Here is a 16,792-nt window from a genome sequence, read left to right as displayed (position 1 = left end):
ATGTCCCAGCAAAATCTGGGGTGGCTAATGGGACTCGAACCCACGACAACTGGAATCACAATCCAGGGCTCTACCAACTGAGCTATAGCCACCATAATTCTGGTGTGTAAGCTTCCGCTTACTTTATTCACTGCATAACGCGGTTAAAGCCAACCACCGAAGCTCTTGCGCACAAACTAATGGCGCGCCCGACAGGATTCGAACCTGAGACCTCTGCCTCCGGAGGGCAGCGCTCTATCCAGCTGAGCTACGGGCGCGTAGCGCCGTTGCGGATGGGCATACTACGGATTTGACTTCAGGCTGTCCAGTGCTTTTTTCTAAAAAAAACGCGTTTGCTTACGCTTTGTGCATTCCGTCGACAAATAACGCAGTTTCAGCACTTAACCCGCCGGAATTGCTGTGATAATCAACAGTTATTACAGATCGCCCCGCCAGTGATAGCGCAGATATCTCAGCAACTTTAGTTGTCGGCGCAGACGGGAAGGCTGACGAATCAGCCGATATAACCACTCCAGCCCTAACCGCTGCCAGATACGCGGTGCCCGCGTGACATGCCCGGTAAACACATCATAGGTGCCGCCCACGCCCATATACAGTGCATGGGGCCAGTGCTGGCGACAATCGCGCATCAGCAGCTCCTGCCGCGGCGAACCCTGCGCCACCGTCACAATCTGTGCCCCACTTGCCGCAATACGCGCAAACAGCGCTTCACGCTCGGCCGGCGCAAAATAGCCATTCTGGCTACCCACAATATTCACGTTCCACTGGCGACGCAGTTTAGCGCAGGTCTCCTGCAGCACCTGCTCCCGCCCGCCAATCAGAAACACTGGCGTCCCCGTATGCCCGGCGCGCGCCATCAGCGCTTCCCACAGATCGGCCCCCGCGATACGGTTCACCTGCAGCTGCGGATACTTCTTCCGCAGCGAACGCACAATACTAATCCCATCCGGATATTTAAATTCCGCCTCCGCAATCAGCGCCCGCAGTTGCGCATCCTCTTCCAGCGTCAGCATTTTTTCAGCATTCATCGCCACCAGCGTACCGCTGCGCGGCCGGCCGGATGGCATAAGAAAGTCGAGAAAGCTCGCCATATCACTAAAGGCGTGAAGATCGACCCCGCGCAGGCTATAGCGCGGCTTATCGGTTTCCATGGTTCAAATTTCCCGTTATGCCCCGAGGTTAAGATGGGCTATGTAAAACTGGCTCGCCGCGTGCGCGAATCAGTCCCGCACGCGCCAGCAGCCAGTAAAGCAACTTAGCCACCCACATGCAGGCAGCAAAAATTAAACAGAAGAACACCACGCGTGAGCCGAATGCATCCAGCCCTTCACGCGCCAGAACAATCATATTGAATACTGCGCCAAAGCAAAAACTCTGCAGAATCGCTCCGCTGTAGCGATTGCCGGCATCACGGCCCTGCACGTACAGATGATCAAAACCTTTCATTAACAGGCCAACCGCGATTGCCCCCAGCGGGATAAACCCGACGCCGCCCATTATCAGCAGCGATCCCAGCAGCGTCGGGGAGATGGCCAGCCCCGAGTGGTTGTTCAGCACTTCCCAGGTAAAGTAGTTAGCGCTATTGAGCACCATTGATGGCCGATCCGGCCACAACCAGCCGGGAATAAACACGTAGAAATCACGCCAGATGGGTGCCAGCCCCTGGAAGTCAATTTTGTCGTAGTTTTGCAAAAGCAGCGCCAGGTTTTCCCATGGCGAGAACGTATCGCGCGTCAGGTAGAGAAAGGTATAAAACGCTTCGTCACCGACCACATCCAGATTGTAACGACGCAGTGCCAGCCAGAACATGCCGCCAACGGCCATCACGCCCGCGCCAACCAGCATCCACAGCGTAATCCAGCCGCGCGTAATACCAATAAACAGGAACAGCGCGAAGGCAATAATAATGTTTGCCCGCGTCCCGCCCACCAGTGCATAGGTCAGTAAACCGAACACCACCGTCACCAGTAAAAACAGCAGCCACTGGCGCTGTGTTGGCTTGAGGAAGTAGCGGATCAGCATGGCCGGGATAAAGAAGTAGAAGAAACGCTTGAGCGCAACGCCGGAGACTTCGCTGGAGAAGATCTGGTTATAGGCTGAGAGCCGGAACAGCAGCAGGCCGTTATGCATAAAGAACACTGTTACGGTGCCAATCGCCACCAGCGCCAGCAGCAGACAGGTCAGATTGGTTTCTACCCGATTCATCACCAGCCAGGGCTTGCGCGGGGCAGCACCGACCGGCCGCAGCCTGACTTTGTAGCTAACGTAATAAATTGCGTAAAAGCTGGTCGCCGCCAGCAGCGCCTGCAGCAGATACTCAGGCGGCACCACGCTGACATTAAAACGGAAAACCAGCACGCTGGTCAGCGGGAAGCCGAAATAGAAGGTCAGTAAAAACAGCAGAGTAAAAAACAGATGAAAATTAAAGCGCACCCGTTTGAACTCACGCCAGGTCAGCGTCAGGATAAAGCCCAGCGAAAACAGATACACCACCAGCAGACCACTAAACTGCAGCAGGCTCATGCTCTCTCCCCTTCACTCAGCGCCAGCGCCTGTCGCCATCCATCCAGATAACCCGGTGCAAAAAAGGCGATGGCGGATTTATCACACTGCGCCAGTTGACGCTGCGCTTCGGCGACGCGCGATCGATCGAGCGGGTCTGCGCTGAACAGCACCGGCAGGCCCTGTTCGCTCACATCACGCCAGAACGGATTTTTGCGATTCAACACAAACGGAATAGTAGCCTGAATAAGCAGACACAGCGTGCCAATACCCTGCTGCCGCTCGAACATAAAGTAGCCGAGCTGACAGCGGCTGAGCAGAGTCAGATAGGCATTGAAATCAATATTGTCACGCAGCAGCGTCACCTGGCCGCCCGGGTACAGACGCTGCGCAGCGGCATCAATTTCATCAATATACTCATAGTTGCTGGCCGGATAGCCCAGCGGAATCAGGATGTTAACCTCATCGCCAAACTGGCGGCGAATGGCCTGCAGCCCTTCTATATGGCGGTTACTGCGATCGCCGGAGTTGCCGAGCAGGATGGTAAAGGTCTCGCTCTCTTGCGCCGCCGGCACGGCCACTTCTGGCATGCGCGTCGGGAAATAGAGCAGTGAGGAGGGGACGCGCGGATGGCGCTGCTGAAAAAAGTGCAGATCGCCGCGCGTAGCAAATACCTGTGCCAGCCGCCCCTGCGCAACACGGCGCAGCAGATAAAACAGGCGGTATTTTAGTCCCGCGCCCTCTTCATACAGGTCCGCGCCCCAGATATGCCAGAACGCCTGCTGGCGGCGCAGTTTGCCGCTCAGCAGCGCCAGCCACAGATGCGGATTGAACTGGCCGTGGAAAAAGAAGCGCTGCGCACGGTTCGCGGCGCGCGCTATCACCGCCTGCGCCAGTGCACGCTTGCTGGAGAACACCTCGATATGCAGATTGCTGTAGCGCAGCAGGGTTTCCGGTGCCGCAGACACCACCATAAACGGTCGTGGCGCGTCTGCCGGCATCTCAACGCTTATCACGTCATTAAAGAAGCGCAGTACAGTGTGATTGTGATGTGGGATATCCGATCCCAGCACGTGAATTAGCGTCATTTTTTCCGGCAATAAATCAAAAAGGCGCCACAACAAAGGGCGAAATAGAGCACATACGTCGCCATATAGGCCTGCGCTGCACCAGCCGTGCCGTGCAGCGGAATGAGCCAGTGGGAGAACGCCGTCAGCAGCGTAAACTGACTGATTTCCGTCAGAATATAAAAGCGCAGTGACGCTTTGGCGATCACCAGGTATCCGAAAACATAGGCACCCACTTTAAAGACGTCACCGCATAACTGCCAGACAAACAGATCGCGCATGGCGGCGAACGGCGGCGAAAACAGCAGCCAGATCGCCACATCGCGCAGCAACCAGACACAAAAACTTGCGAGAGCAACCGCTGGCAACACAAAGCGCAGCGCGCGGCCAATTTCCCGGGCGATCTGCTGCTTATGCTCCAGCTTCGCCAGCGTGGGCAGTAGCCAGACGCTAAAGGTGGCGGTGATAAACTGCAGGTAAGCGTCAGAGATGCTGGTAACACCCTGCCACAACCCCACCTGCGCCCAACCCTGCTGTTCGGCGAGTAGATTACGCATCATCACCCAGGCGACCGGTAAGGTTACTGAGGTGATCAGCGCCATCAGGGTAAATTTAGCCAGATTACGCGCCAGCTGCGGCTGCCACACCGGTTTAAGCCAGCTGAGCGGCAGCACCGCGCGATGCCGGCGCAGCATCCACAGTGCAGGAATGACCAGCAGCGCCGGCACCAGCGCCAGTCCGACCAGCGCCCCGGCATAGCCACCCAGCCACCAGCACAGCACATAGCCGAGCACGCCGATCAGGCTACCGGCAATCAGCGCCAGCGCGTTCCCGCGCGCATCGCGAAAGCCTTTCAGCAGCGCCAGCGTCAGGTTAGCCCAGGCGATACCCAGCTGCAGAAAAGCCACGATACGCACAACGTTCTGGTAATCAGCATGCCCGAACAGCGCCTGGCTGATGGGCGCCGCCGCCAGCAGAAACAGCAGCGCCAGCAGCGTCGAAAAGCCCAATACCATGGCAGAAGCCGTGCCGGTTACCGCGCGCAGCTGCTGCGGGTCCTGTTGCGACTGCGCAACATAGGTGGTCACACCATTAAATATCCCGGCCCCGGCCAGCACGCCGAGCACGGTAATCAGCTGACGGAAGTTACCGGCCTGACCGACCCCTTCCGGCCCAAAGCTGACGGCCAGCAGTTTAACCACCAGTAAACCCGCGACAATTTTCACCAGCGTGGATGAGGCGGTCCAGACGGAGGCTTTGGCTAACGACATCAGGCGAAGAAGCTCAGCAGCGAACTGATCACAGTACGCTGATTGTTATCCGACAGGTTATAGAACAAGGGCAGACGCAGCAGGCGCTCACTTTCACGCGTGGTGAATGCGTCGTCACCGTGGAAACGGCCAAAGCGTTCGCCAGCCGGTGAGGAGTGCAGCGGGATATAGTGGAACACAGTAAGAATCTCCGCCTCTTTCATCCAGTTGATCAGCGCCTGCCGATCATCGCTGTCACGCAGTTTGATATAAAACATATGCGCATTATGGCGGCAGCTGGCGGGTACCTCCGGCAGGGCGATGCGACCGGCCGTCGCCAGCGGTTGCAGTGCTTCATAATAGCGTTGCCACAAGCGCAGGCGCTGCTGGTTGATGCGCTCTGCGGCTTCCAGCTGCGCCCACAAGTAGGCCGCCTGGAGATCCGCCATTAAATAGCTGGAACCGATATCCCGCCAGGTATATTTATCAACCTGTCCCCGGAAAAACTGACTCCGGTTCGTGCCTTTTTCCCGGATAATCTCGGCACGTTCCACCAGTTTCGCATCGTTGATTAAGGTTGCGCCACCTTCACCGCCGGCGGTGTAGTTTTTGGTTTCATGGAAGCTGAAGCAGCCAATATGGCCGATGGTACCGAGGGCGCGTCCTTTGTATTGCGACATCACCCCCTGCGCCGCGTCTTCAATCACAAACAGCTGGTGCTTTGCCGCCAGCGCCATGATGGTATCCATTTCGCAGGCCACGCCAGCGTAGTGCACCGGCACAATGGCGCGGGTTTTGGCAGTGATTGCTGCTTCGATCAGCGTTTCATCGATATTCAGCGTATCCGGCCGCACATCGACAAACACGATGGTCGCGCCGCGCAGCACAAAGGCGTTAGCGGTGGAGACAAAGGTGTAACTCGGCATGATCACTTCATCACCGGGCTGAAGATCAATCAGCAGGGCGGCCATCTCCAGCGACGCGGTGCAGGAGGGGGTCAGCAGCACTTTTTTGCTGCCAAAGTGCTGCTCCATCCACTGCTGGCAGCGGCGGGTAAAGCCGCCGTCGCCGCACAATTTGCCGCTGGCCATCGCCGACTGCATGTATTCAACTTCAGTGCCTACAACCGGAGGCGCATTAAAAGGGATCATTGAGCTTTCCTGTAAAACCAGTAAGCGGTACTCTCCAGCCGGGCACCGCTGCGTAAATAGAGGCGCATTGCCGTAAGGTTACTGAGTTGGGTACCCACGCGCAGTCGCTCCAGCTGGCGCACACGGCCCCAGTCGGCGGCGGCCAGCAGCAGCCGCTGCCCAACCCCTTTTCCCTGCGCCTGCGGGAGTACGCCCAGCAGGCCAATTCGCACATCGCCTGCCACTTCGCGCATAGAGACATAGCCCTGTAGCGCGCCCTGCTCATCACAGGCGATCAGGCATTGGTTATCAAAGGTGCCGCGCACCGCGTTTTCAATCCACTGTGCATAGAAGCGCCCGCTGTCTGCGGCATCAAACCAGGGCGCACGAAACCGGCTCTGGCTGAAGGCTTGCGCCGCCGCCGCACGCAGCTCAGGGATCTGCGCTTCACGTGCAATACGTACGCCGGTTTGCCGCTCGGTGCGTTTAATATTGATGGACAGATCGGCCTCACCTTCTGCCAGCTGAAATCCGTGCTGACTCAGCACATCAATCACCCCGGTGCGCGTCGCCGGCACTTTCACCTGCAGCAGCGCATACGGCTGTTGCAGCGCCTCAGCCAGCGGCGTCGGGCCGTCCAGATCCAGACGCGCTGTATGACAGTGGAAAAAGTCACTCTCCCACGTAAGGGGATTAATACTGACGTGGACGGGCATGCAGAATATCCAGCAGATACTGGCCGTAGCCGGTTTTGGTTAACGCCTGCGCGGCCGCCAGCAGCTGCTCGTCGCTCAGCCAGCCATTACGCCAGGCAATCTCTTCCAGACAGGCAATCTTAAAGCCCTGCCGCTTCTCAACGGTTTGCACAAATACGCTGGCCTCAATCAGGCTGTCATGCGTACCGGTGTCCAGCCAGGCAAAACCACGCCCAAGTAGTTCAACGGCCAGCTCGCCCTGGTCGAGATACATCTGATTGATGGCGGTGATCTCCAGCTCGCGCGCGGCGAAGGTTTAACTTGTTTGGCAAACTCCACCACGCGATGGTCATAGAAGTAGAGCCCGGTGACCGCCCAGCGCGATTTAGGCTGCGCAGGCTTCTCCTCGATCGAGAGTGCCGTGAAGTTATCGTCAAACTCCACCACGCCGAACCGTTCCGGATCCATCACCTGATAGGCAAACACCGTTGCGCCGCTGGTGCGCTCTGCCACTTTTTTCAGTTTAGGGCTGAAGCCCTGACCAAAGTAGAGATTGTCGCCCAGCACCAGGCAGCAGCGATCGTTGCCGATAAAGGATTCACCGATAATAAACGCCTGCGCCAGCCCCTCCGGGCTCGGTTGCACCGCATAGGAGAGCTGCACGCCGAACTCGCTACCATCACCCAGCAGTCGTTCAAAGTGCGCCCGATCTTCCGGCGTGGTGATGATCAGAATCTCGCGGATTCCTGCCAGCATCAGCACGGAGAGCGGGTAGTAGATCATCGGCTTGTCGTATACCGGCAATAACTGCTTGGAAATTGCGCGGGTAATCGGATGCAGCCGCGTACCGGAACCTCCGGCTAATACAATACCTTTCATTATCGCTCCTCATGCAGTGGCGTTCAGCGCGATGTGGTTAAGCCCAAACGCTCAGCGCGATAGCTGCCATTCAGAATTGACTGCCACCATTCAGGATTTGCCAGATACCACTCGACGGTTTTACGGATACCGCTCTCAAATGTCTCCTGCGGCGTCCAGCCAAGCTCACGGGCGATTTTGCCGGCGTCGATGGCATAGCGCAGATCGTGGCCGGGACGGTCGGTCACAAAGGTAATCAGATCGCGGTAGCGCGTTAAGCCGGCCGCACGCTGCTGTGGCGCCAGCTCATCAAGCAGGTCGCACAGCGTCTCTACCACCTCAAGATTGCGACGTTCATTATGGCCGCCGATATTGTAGGTCTCGCCTGATTTGCCACTGCTGACCACGGTATAGAGCGCACGCGCATGATCTTCGACATAGAGCCAGTCGCGAATCTGGCTGCCGTTGCCATACACCGGCAGCGGTTTCCCCGCCAGCGCGTTGATGATGGTCAGCGGGATCAGCTTTTCCGGGAAGTGATACGGGCCGTAGTTATTGGAGCAGTTGGTGACGATGATTGGCAGCCCGTAGGTACGCATCCACGCCCGTACCAGATGATCGCTGCTCGCCTTACTGGCGGAATAGGGGCTGCTTGGCGCGTACGGCGTTGTCTCGGTGAAGAAATCGTCGGTGCCGTGCAGGTCGCCAAACACTTCGTCAGTCGAGATGTGGTGCAGTATGAACTGCTGTTTGCGCGCGTCCGCCATACCGTTCCAGTAGTGACGCGCGGCCTCCAGCAGCTGATAGGTGCCGACGATATTAGTTTCAATAAATGCCATCGGGCCGTCTATCGAGCGGTCAACGTGGCTCTCCGCCGCCAGGTGCATAATGCAGTCTGGCTGATACTGCGCCAGCACGCGATCCAGCCCGGCACGATCGCCAATATCAACCTGCTCAAAGGCGAAGCGGGGATTGTGCTGAACCGGCGCCAGCGACGCCAGATTGCCGGCATAGGTTAACTTATCAACCACCACGACCTGATGTTCAGTGTGGTCGATCAGAAAACGCACCAGTGCCGAGCCAATAAATCCGGCTCCGCCAGTGACTAAAAATTGTTTCATCGCCAGACTCCTTTTGTATCGACGATCCACGGCTGCGTGACCTGCGACCCGTCAATGGCGCGGAACTGCGCGTGGTCCACCAGCATCACCAGAATATCAGCGTGCTGCAGCGCTTCCGGCGTGGCTACCAGCGTTGCCCGATCGGCAAAGCGCGAAGGAAGCTCAGCGATATGAGGTTCAACCACCCAGGTGCTGCCGCTGTGCCATTCGGCAATACGCTGCGCCACGGTCATCGCCGGGCTTTCACGCAGATCGTCAATGTTTGGTTTAAACGCCAGGCCAAAGCAGGCGATGGTGATGTCGCTGGCCCGTTTGCCGCTGGCGGTCAGGCACTCTGCGAGCGACTGCTTCACCCGATCCAGCACCCAGCCAGGTTTGGCATCGTTCACTTCGCGGGCGGTACGAATCAGCCGCGCCTGCTGCGGATTTTGCGCGACGATAAACCAGGGATCGACGGCGATGCAGTGCCCGCCCACGCCCGGTCCGGGCTGCAGAATATTGACGCGCGGATGGCGATTGGCCAGCGCGATCAGCTCCCAGACGTCTATGCCCTGTTCGGCACAAATCAGCGACAGCTCATTGGCAAAGGCGATGTTCACATCGCGGAAGCTGTTTTCGGTGAGCTTGCACATCTCGGCGGTACGCGCGTTAGTTTCCACGCACTCGCCTTGCAGGAAGATGCGGTAGAGCTCGCTGGCGCGCGCCGAACAGGCGGGCGTGATGCCGCCAATGACCCGGTCATTCTCCAGCAGCTCAATCATCACTTTACCCGGCAGCACGCGCTCCGGGCAGTACGCAATAAACACATCGCCATCGTTACCCGGCTGCGGGAAACGCAGGTCCGGACGCGCGTCCGCCAGCCACTGCGTCATCTGCTCCGTTGCGCCCACCGGCGAAGTCGACTCCAGAATGACCAGATCGCCCGCTTTCAGCACGGGCGCAATAGCCAGTGCCGCAGCCTGCACATAACGCAGATCGGGCTGGTGATCGTCCACAAATGGCGTAGGTACCGCGATCAGAAACGCATCCGCCGCTTCCGGCCGGGTGGTGGCGCGCAGATTGCCCTGCTGTACAGCCTCACGCACAACATCGCCCAGCTCCGGCTCCACGATGTGAATGTTGCCGCGATTGATGGTATCGACCGCGTGGCTATTGATATCCACGCCGATCACTTTTTTTCCCCGAGAAGCAAAAACGGCTGCCGTCGGCAGCCCAATGTAGCCCAGTCCGATAACGGAAATGGTTGTAAAACTCATAGTTAAACTCTGTGTTGTTTAAGTGCCTGCAAAATGCGTGTGCAGGCATGGCCATCGCCATACGGATTGTGCGCGCGGCTCATCGCCTGCCACGCGTCGTCGTCCTGCAACAGCAGGCTAACCTCAGCGACAATCTTATCGGTATCCGTGCCGACCAGCTTCACCGTTCCGGCGGCGACCGCTTCCGGCCGCTCTGTGGTGTCGCGCATAACCAGCACCGGTTTGCCCAGCGACGGCGCCTCCTCCTGAATGCCGCCGGAATCCGTGAGGATCAGCCAGGAGCGGTTCATCAGCCAGACAAAGGGCAGATACTCCTGCGGCTCGATCAGAATGATGTTATCGATACCGCTCAGGATGCGGTTCACCGGCTCGCTGACGTTAGGGTTGAGGTGCACCGGATAGACAATTTGCGTCTGCGGATGCTGTCGCGCGATCTGTGCCAGCGCGCTACAAATGCGCTCAAAGCCATCACCAAAACTTTCCCGGCGGTGGCCGGTGACCAGAATCAGCTTTTTGTCCGGCGCAAGAAATGGATAGCGCGCGGCTAAGCGTGCATTGAGGTCGGCATCGTCCAGTACGCGATCGCGCACCCACAACAGGGCATCGATCACCGTGTTGCCGGTGACAAAAATGCGGGCGTCTGGCAGGTTTTCGCGCAGCAGGTTCTGCCGGGAGGTTTCGGTGGGCGTAAAGTGGTAGCTCGCCAGATGCCCGGTCAGCGTGCGGTTGGCCTCCTCCGGCCACGGCGACATCAGGTTGCCGGTACGCAGACCGGCCTCAACGTGACCAACCGGAATCTGATGATAAAAAGCAGCAAGACTGGCCGCGAAGGTTGTGGTGGTGTCGCCATGTACCAGCACCACATCCGGCTGGAAATCGGCCAGCACCGTTTTCATCCCCTGCAGGATACGGCTGGTAATCTCCGTTAAACCCTGCTCCGGGCGCATAATGTTGAGGTCATAGTCCGGCTGTAGCCTGAACAGGCGCAACACCTGATCAAGCATTTCGCGATGCTGCGCCGTCACGCACAGGCGTGATTCAAACGCAGTATCCTGCGCCAGTGCCTGCACCAGCGGCGCCATCTTGATCGCTTCAGGGCGTGTGCCAAATACGGTCAGAACTTTCACACTGATTCTCTTAATGACGGACGGCTGATGCGGTACGCGGACGGCGCACCAGCGCCACACCCGCACCGACCAGCGCACCGATAGCGCCCCACATCACCATCATAAACAGGCGACGCGGGCTGTCGCGCGTGACCGGCTCTTCAGGCGTGCGCAGATAGCGATAGGTTTGGAACTGTTTGTCCAGCTGCGGACCGGCCTGCAGCGTACCCAGCATCGCTCTGTTTTGATCATAGCTTAAATCGTACGCCGGTCCGCTGGCCTGGAGTGTATCCAGCTGCGCCTGCAGCATCGGCTGCCCGAGCAGAAAGCGATCGCTATCCTGCAGCGCTTCGCCACTGGCTGGCGCACGGTTCTCTTTAATGCCCTGCTCGCTCGCCACTTTCAGCGCCTGTTCGATACGCTGACGCTGACGGTCAAACACGGACTGCGCCACGGCCTGCTGGCGATTGACCTGGGCCTGCAGCTGTACGCTACGTGCCTGCCAGGCCCCTTTCAGTTCGTCGTTCAGATGGCGCGCGGCGCGTTCACTGGCGTAAGCGATGTACTGACGCAGCAGGTTGTTCGCATCGCCGGCGGTTTCTGCAATCAGCCGGATATTATCCAGCGAATTGTGCGCCGGATCGGCCGGGGTAAACTGAATGTTAGTGATCATGTCGTCAAGCAGTGCCGCATCGTTATGCGCGTTACCGCTCTTACGGCTTTTGAAATAGTCGGTTTGTTGCCAGAAATCGCGACGCGTATCCCATGAAGCCAGCTGCATGGTAAATTCCTGGTACACCTCATCCATCACGGTCGGCGCCGGTGAACTCAGGCTTACCGTTTCGTTTCGCACATCCAGATTGTTCAAAAACTGCTGCTGAACGAAGAAAGCGCCCAGCATGTTAACCGTCGGCCGATCGGTGACGGCGGTAGTGCTCCAGGATTGCTTCATTAGCAGGGAAACCACCCACGCCAGCAGCGCAAACAGCAACGCCAGACCCACAATCCAGCGCTTTCCACGCCACAGCACGCAACCGAGGCCGCGCATATCCAGCTCGTTCTCCACAACGACAGAGGTCATAACAAAAGAGTCCTTATCCGGGTGCTTATCTGGGTATATTTTTATGGGTATTTGCATGATTCCACCTGCGCTTTAAGCGCCGGATCATGCGAGCCATACGCCATGCATGTTTGATGCAGTAGCCGTACAGAAAAAAGGCGATCAGGAAAAGCACCAGCATGACCCACTCCGGAATAAAGGCCAGATACTCACCTAAGACGCCTACCGCTGCCAGCAGTGCTGCCGCGGTGGTAATCAGCAGAAATGCCTGTCGTGAAGAGAAGCCGGCACGCATGATAAGGTGGTGGATGTGCTGGCGGTCAGCAGAGAATGGGCTCATGCCCTTACGCAGACGGCGATACATAATCGCCACCATATCCATTAATGGAATAGCAATCAGCCACAGTGCGGTGACCGGGGTAATCGGATGGCTGAGGCCCTGGGTAGTTTCCAGCAAAATCCAGATAATGGTAAAACCGATCATCGTACTGCCGGCGTCGCCCATAAAGACTTTATAACGACGCCCTAAGAAGCCGAGATTCAACAAAATATAAGGAATGGTTGCGGCAATCATGGCAAAGCACCACATCGCCAGGCTGGTCATGCCATCAAAATAGAGAATGATGCCCATGGCAGCGAAGGTGACGCAGGATAGGCCGCCAAGCAGACCATCAATACCATCGACCATGTTGAAAGCGTTAATCGCTGCCCAGACGGCAAAGAGCGTTAAGACATAGCCAAACGGGCCAACAATTAATTCTACCGGGCCAATGATAAAACCGAGGCTAAGAAGATAAAGATTCGCCCCCGCCATCATGACTACCGCGATAAAAGCCTGCATCATGGCACGGAACTTCACGCTAATATCGAATCGATCGTCAAGTGCACCAATAAAGACTAATACGCCAGCGCAAAATAGATAAAGCCAGCCATTAGGCATATAGGATTTTGTGATTAAAAAGGCAAAACAGACCCCTGCATAAACAGAAATTCCGCCCACTAAGGGAATAACACCCTGGTGTTTTTTTCTGCCGTTTGGCTTATCGACTAACCCAATTTTTTTTGCAACCTTACGGGCAAAAAAGAGAAACACCAGCGAGAAAAGGAATGTCAATCCAAGCTCTGTACCCATAGTGAGTAAATTCACATCAACGCTCTCAGCTAAAATCGTGGACAACAATACGCAAAATCACGTCATTGCCGTATATCCCTGCTCTGAATCCTGTCGCAGCGCACGTGGTTGCTGAAAAAATCATCACTTGCTACGCCAGCCATTATCATTGCTTCCTGACTGGCATAATCCTAATGCGCACGAATGAAAAACGCCACGTTAAGACGTGGCGTTAGTCATAAATCCTGGCAATTTGTGCGAAAGATTTTCGCACAAAGCAAATTACGAGCGTTTCATCATATCGAAGAATTCGTCGTTGGTTTTGGTCATTGCCAGTTTATTGATGAGGAACTCCATCGCATCAATCTCACCCATTGGATGGATGATTTTGCGCAGAATCCACATCTTCTGCAGCTCTTCCTGGGAAGTAAGCAGCTCTTCTTTACGCGTACCGGAACGGTTGTAATCGATGGCCGGGAATACACGTTTTTCAGCGATTTTACGCGACAGGTGCAGTTCCATGTTACCTGTACCTTTGAACTCTTCGTAAATCACTTCGTCCATCTTCGAACCGGTATCAACCAGCGCGGTGGCGATGATGGTCAGGCTGCCGCCCTCTTCCACATTACGTGCCGCACCGAAGAAACGCTTCGGACGGTGCAGGGCGTTGGCGTCAACACCACCGGTCAGGACCTTACCGGAGGCCGGTACTACGGTGTTGTAAGCACGCGCCAGACGGGTAATGGAGTCCAGCAGGATAATAACGTCTTTTTTGTGCTCAACCAGACGCTTCGCCTTCTCGATCACCATCTCTGCAACCTGTACGTGGCGGGAAGCTGGCTCATCAAAGGTTGAGGCGATCACTTCGCCTTTCACCAGACGCTGCATCTCGGTAACTTCTTCCGGACGTTCGTCGATCAGCAGCACCATCAGCACGCAATCCGGATAGTTGTACGCAATGCTCTGCGCGATGTTCTGCAGCAGCATGGTTTTACCGGCTTTCGGTGGTGCCACGATCAGACCACGCTGACCACGGCCAATTGGCGAGGCCAGATCCAGCACACGGGCGGTCAGATCTTCTGTCGAGCCATTACCACGCTCCATACGCAGACGATTGTTTGCGTGCAGTGGCGTGAGGTTTTCGAACAGGATCTTATTACGCGCGTTTTCCGGCTTATCGTAGTTAACTTCGTTAACTTTCAGCAGTGCAAAATAGCGCTCACCCTCTTTTGGCGGACGGATTTTGCCAGAAATGGTGTCACCAGTGCGGAGGTTGAAGCGGCGGATTTGGCTGGGAGAGACGTAGATATCATCGGGACCGGCGAGGTAGGAGCTGTCTCCAGAGCGGAGGAAACCAAATCCATCCTGCAATATCTCCAGCACACCATCACCAAAGATGTCCTCGCCACTCTTCGCGTGCTGCTTGAGGATGGCGAAAATAATATCCTGTTTGCGCATACGCGCCAGGTTTTCCAGCCCCATATTTTCGCCGAGAGTAATCAGCTCAGAAACCGGGGTATTCTTTAATTCGGTAAGATTCATAGTGATGGGTTCTTAACTCGGGGTAATTCTCGAAATGTTTGTCGTGAATGGTATGGCAAAAATTCCATGCCTGTTAATGGCTCTTTTTCAACTCTGCTCGACGAGTATCGTCAGATGTGGCGATAAGGAGCGAAGAGAAGGTCGAAAGATGATGCCGAATATGCTAGCCGTCAGATTGCCAAACCACGAAAACGTTTAATGCGAATGGGGTCTGACAAAGGAAATCTTTAGATGCAAACTACAAAGGTAAGTGCGTAATGCAGTGAGGTCAACTTAACACGCCAGAAAGGAGACGTCCAGCAGTGGCGAAAAAATTCACCACTGCGGAACAAACGCCGCGCCGGGCTTAGGCCAGGTTAGCGTTCAGGAACTCTTTCAGCTGACCTTTAGACAGCGCGCCCACCTTTGTCGCCGCCACTTCGCCGTTCTTAAACAGCAGCAGGGTCGGGATACCGCGGATGCCGTATTTCGGCGCAGTACCTGGGTTGTCATCAATGTTCAACTTAGCGATGGTAAGCTTACCTTCGTACTCTTCTGCAACTTCGTCGAGAATCGGGGCGATCATTTTGCAAGGACCACACCATTCAGCCCAGAAATCAACCAGAGTAACACCGTCGGCTTTCAGCACGTCAGTGTCGAAACTGTCATCGGTCAGGTGAACGATTTTATCGCTGCTCATGTTTAACTCCAAAGATTATGCCTGGCGAATTGGCGTAAAATATACCAACGTAGGTTGACTTTATTTCATCAGATACGCTTTCGTAAAGCGATAGTAAGCTGATATTCTACCACACTATGAGCAAAACACACTTAACAGAACAGAAGTTTTCCGACTTCGCCCTGCACCCACAGGTAGTGGAAGCCCTTGATAAGAAAGGCTTTCATCATTGCACGCCTATACAGGCGCTCGCGTTGCCTTTTGCGCTTTCAGGGCGTGATGTCGCGGGTCAGGCGCAAACCGGTACCGGCAAAACGATGGCGTTTCTGACGTCAACGTTTCATTATCTTCTTTCTCACCCTGCCGTTGAAGGCCGCCAAATCAATCAGCACGTGCGCTGATCATGGCCCCGACGCGAGAACTCGCCGTACAGATTCATGCGGATGCTGAACCCCTGGCACAGACGACGGGCCTGAAGCTGGGCCTGGCATACGGCGGTGACGGCTACGATAAACAACTCAAAGTCCTGGCTGATGGCGTGGACATCCTGGTCGGCACTACCGGTCGTTTAATCGACTATGCCAAACAAAATCACATCAACCTGGGCGCGATCCAGGTGGTGGTCCTGGATGAAGCCGATCGCATGTTCGATCTTGGCTTTATTAAAGATATCCGCTGGCTGTTCCGCCGCATGCCGCCTGCTACACAGCGTCTGAGCATGCTGTTCTCCGCTACGCTCTCCTACCGCGTGCGCGAACTGGCATTTGAGCACATGAACAACGCTGAATACGTCGAAGTAGAGCCAGAGCAGAAAACCGGCCATCGCATTAAAGAAGAGCTTTTCTATCCGTCAAACGAAGAGAAGATGCGTCTGCTGCAAACCCTGCTGGAAGAGGAGTGGCCGGACCGCGCCATCATCTTCGCCAACACCAAGCATCGCTGTGAAGATATCTGGGGCCACCTGGCCGCCGATGGTCACCGCGTGGGTCTGCTGACGGGCGACGTGCCGCAGAAAAAGCGTCTGCGTATTCTTGATGACTTCACTAAAGGTGATGTCGATATCCTCGTCGCGACAGACGTTGCCGCGCGTGGTCTGCACATTCCGGCCGTTACGCACGTCTTTAACTACGATCTGCCAGACGACCGCGAAGATTACGTACACCGTATCGGCCGTACCGGCCGCGCTGGCGCAAGCGGACACTCCATCAGCCTGGCCTGTGAAGAGTACGCGCTGAACTTACCGGCAATCGAAGAGTATATCGGGCACGGGATTCCGGTGAGCAAGTACAACAGCGACGCGCTGCTGAGCGAGCTGCCGCCACCGAAGCGCCTGCAGCGTAGCCGCTCAGGGAACGGTCCACGTCGTGGCGGGAATAACAGTAACCGTCGGGGCGGCGCACCACGCAATAACAACCGTAAACGTTCGGGTTAAGCAC

General features: G+C 56.3%; 13 protein-coding genes, 2 tRNA genes and 2 pseudogenes. 1 reads left to right on the top strand and 16 read right to left on the bottom strand.

Annotation, left to right across the window (positions count from 1 at the left end; translation table 11 throughout):
• Window positions 1–16: 16 nt before the first annotated feature.
• From HA48_RS15740 to trxA, 16 genes and pseudogenes are all read right to left on the bottom strand, one after another.
• Window positions 17–92, bottom strand: a tRNA-His gene (locus HA48_RS15740).
• Window positions 93–180: 88 nt separating this feature from the next.
• Window positions 181–257 (bottom strand) — tRNA-Arg (locus HA48_RS15735).
• 159 nt (window positions 258–416) lie between these two features.
• The gene (gene wecG, locus HA48_RS15730; protein ID WP_128602165.1) at window positions 417–1,151 is read right to left on the bottom strand and encodes a lipopolysaccharide N-acetylmannosaminouronosyltransferase; all 735 of its coding nucleotides are present in this window, start codon (window positions 1,149–1,151) and stop codon (window positions 417–419) included.
• A 28-nt stretch (window positions 1,152–1,179) separates the two neighbouring features.
• Window positions 1,180–2,523, bottom strand: a complete 1,344-nt coding sequence (gene wzyE, locus HA48_RS15725) for an ECA oligosaccharide polymerase (RefSeq protein ID WP_128602164.1) — start codon at window positions 2,521–2,523, stop codon at window positions 1,180–1,182.
• Window positions 2,520–3,590 (bottom strand): TDP-N-acetylfucosamine:lipid II N-acetylfucosaminyltransferase, encoded by a 1,071-nt coding sequence (wecF, locus tag HA48_RS15720; RefSeq protein ID WP_128602163.1) that lies wholly within the window; start codon window positions 3,588–3,590, stop codon window positions 2,520–2,522. The genes wzyE and wecF overlap by 4 nt, the downstream gene beginning before the upstream one ends.
• Window positions 3,587–4,840 carry a lipid III flippase WzxE gene (wzxE, locus tag HA48_RS15715; protein ID WP_128602162.1) on the bottom strand — a complete coding sequence of 418 codons (1,254 nt, stop codon included), beginning with the start codon at window positions 4,838–4,840 and terminating at the stop codon, window positions 3,587–3,589. The genes wecF and wzxE overlap by 4 nt, the downstream gene beginning before the upstream one ends.
• Window positions 4,840–5,970: a dTDP-4-amino-4,6-dideoxygalactose transaminase gene (rffA, locus tag HA48_RS15710; RefSeq protein WP_128602161.1), complete on the bottom strand. Its 1,131-nt coding sequence runs from the start codon at window positions 5,968–5,970 to the stop codon at window positions 4,840–4,842. The genes wzxE and rffA overlap by 1 nt, the downstream gene beginning before the upstream one ends.
• Complete coding sequence (gene rffC, locus HA48_RS15705) at window positions 5,967–6,665, bottom strand: dTDP-4-amino-4,6-dideoxy-D-galactose acyltransferase (protein WP_128602160.1); 699 nt, start codon at window positions 6,663–6,665, stop codon at window positions 5,967–5,969. The genes rffA and rffC overlap by 4 nt, the downstream gene beginning before the upstream one ends.
• A pseudogene (gene rfbA / locus HA48_RS15700) lies at window positions 6,643–7,523 on the bottom strand (glucose-1-phosphate thymidylyltransferase RfbA). Before rfbA ends, rffC begins: the two are co-directional and overlap by 23 nt.
• A gap of 23 nt (window positions 7,524–7,546) precedes the next feature.
• On the bottom strand, window positions 7,547–8,623 hold the full coding sequence (rfbB, locus tag HA48_RS15695) for a dTDP-glucose 4,6-dehydratase (RefSeq protein WP_128602159.1): 1,077 nt from the start codon (window positions 8,621–8,623) through the stop codon (window positions 7,547–7,549).
• Window positions 8,620–9,879 (bottom strand): UDP-N-acetyl-D-mannosamine dehydrogenase, encoded by a 1,260-nt coding sequence (wecC, locus tag HA48_RS15690; RefSeq protein ID WP_128602158.1) that lies wholly within the window; start codon window positions 9,877–9,879, stop codon window positions 8,620–8,622. Before wecC ends, rfbB begins: the two co-directional genes overlap by 4 nt.
• A gap of 2 nt (window positions 9,880–9,881) precedes the next feature.
• Window positions 9,882–11,006 (bottom strand): non-hydrolyzing UDP-N-acetylglucosamine 2-epimerase, encoded by a 1,125-nt coding sequence (gene wecB, locus HA48_RS15685; protein ID WP_128602157.1) that lies wholly within the window; start codon window positions 11,004–11,006, stop codon window positions 9,882–9,884.
• A gap of 10 nt (window positions 11,007–11,016) precedes the next feature.
• Entirely contained in the window at window positions 11,017–12,066 is a 1,050-nt protein-coding gene (wzzE, locus tag HA48_RS15680) for an ECA polysaccharide chain length modulation protein (protein ID WP_128602156.1), read from the bottom strand.
• A 25-nt stretch (window positions 12,067–12,091) separates the two neighbouring features.
• Window positions 12,092–13,177: a UDP-N-acetylglucosamine--undecaprenyl-phosphate N-acetylglucosaminephosphotransferase gene (gene wecA / locus HA48_RS15675; RefSeq protein ID WP_128602167.1), complete on the bottom strand. Its 1,086-nt coding sequence runs from the start codon at window positions 13,175–13,177 to the stop codon at window positions 12,092–12,094.
• A 261-nt stretch (window positions 13,178–13,438) separates the two neighbouring features.
• Entirely contained in the window at window positions 13,439–14,698 is a 1,260-nt protein-coding gene (gene rho / locus HA48_RS15670) for a transcription termination factor Rho (protein WP_128602155.1), read from the bottom strand.
• Between the two features lie 346 nt (window positions 14,699–15,044).
• Window positions 15,045–15,377 (bottom strand): thioredoxin TrxA, encoded by a 333-nt coding sequence (trxA, locus tag HA48_RS15665; RefSeq protein ID WP_008105741.1) that lies wholly within the window; start codon window positions 15,375–15,377, stop codon window positions 15,045–15,047.
• A gap of 116 nt (window positions 15,378–15,493) precedes the next feature.
• Here trxA and rhlB point away from each other — a divergent pair.
• Window positions 15,494–16,788 (top strand): annotated as a pseudogene (gene rhlB, locus HA48_RS15660) (ATP-dependent RNA helicase RhlB).
• The last annotated feature ends 4 nt before the right edge of the window (window positions 16,789–16,792 follow it).

Origin of the sequence: Pantoea wallisii, from assembly GCF_002095485.1 — a bacterium.
Taxonomy (GTDB): Bacteria; Pseudomonadota; Gammaproteobacteria; order Enterobacterales; family Enterobacteriaceae; genus Pantoea; species Pantoea wallisii.
This window is presented reverse-complemented; position numbering and strand designations above follow the sequence as displayed.

What these genes read in the sequence shown, in the direction of transcription:
- wecG (WP_128602165.1), bottom strand. Translation starts at nt 1,151, where the DNA reads ATGGAAACCGATAAGCCGCGCTATAGCCTGCGCGGGGTCGATCTTCAC.
- wzyE (WP_128602164.1), bottom strand. Translation starts at nt 2,523, where the DNA reads ATGAGCCTGCTGCAGTTTAGTGGTCTGCTGGTGGTGTATCTGTTTTCG.
- wecF (WP_128602163.1), bottom strand. Translation starts at nt 3,590, where the DNA reads ATGACGCTAATTCACGTGCTGGGATCGGATATCCCACATCACAATCAC.
- wzxE (WP_128602162.1), bottom strand. Translation starts at nt 4,840, where the DNA reads ATGTCGTTAGCCAAAGCCTCCGTCTGGACCGCCTCATCCACGCTGGTG.
- rffA (WP_128602161.1), bottom strand. Translation starts at nt 5,970, where the DNA reads ATGATCCCTTTTAATGCGCCTCCGGTTGTAGGCACTGAAGTTGAATAC.
- rffC (WP_128602160.1), bottom strand. Translation starts at nt 6,665, where the DNA reads ATGCCCGTCCACGTCAGTATTAATCCCCTTACGTGGGAGAGTGACTTT.
- rfbB (WP_128602159.1), bottom strand. Translation starts at nt 8,623, where the DNA reads ATGAAACAATTTTTAGTCACTGGCGGAGCCGGATTTATTGGCTCGGCA.
- wecC (WP_128602158.1), bottom strand. Translation starts at nt 9,879, where the DNA reads ATGAGTTTTACAACCATTTCCGTTATCGGACTGGGCTACATTGGGCTG.
- wzzE (WP_128602156.1), bottom strand. Translation starts at nt 12,066, where the DNA reads ATGACCTCTGTCGTTGTGGAGAACGAGCTGGATATGCGCGGCCTCGGT.
- wecA (WP_128602167.1), bottom strand. Translation starts at nt 13,177, where the DNA reads ATGGGTACAGAGCTTGGATTGACATTCCTTTTCTCGCTGGTGTTTCTC.
- rho (WP_128602155.1), bottom strand. Translation starts at nt 14,698, where the DNA reads ATGAATCTTACCGAATTAAAGAATACCCCGGTTTCTGAGCTGATTACT.
- trxA (WP_008105741.1), bottom strand. Translation starts at nt 15,377, where the DNA reads ATGAGCAGCGATAAAATCGTTCACCTGACCGATGACAGTTTCGACACT.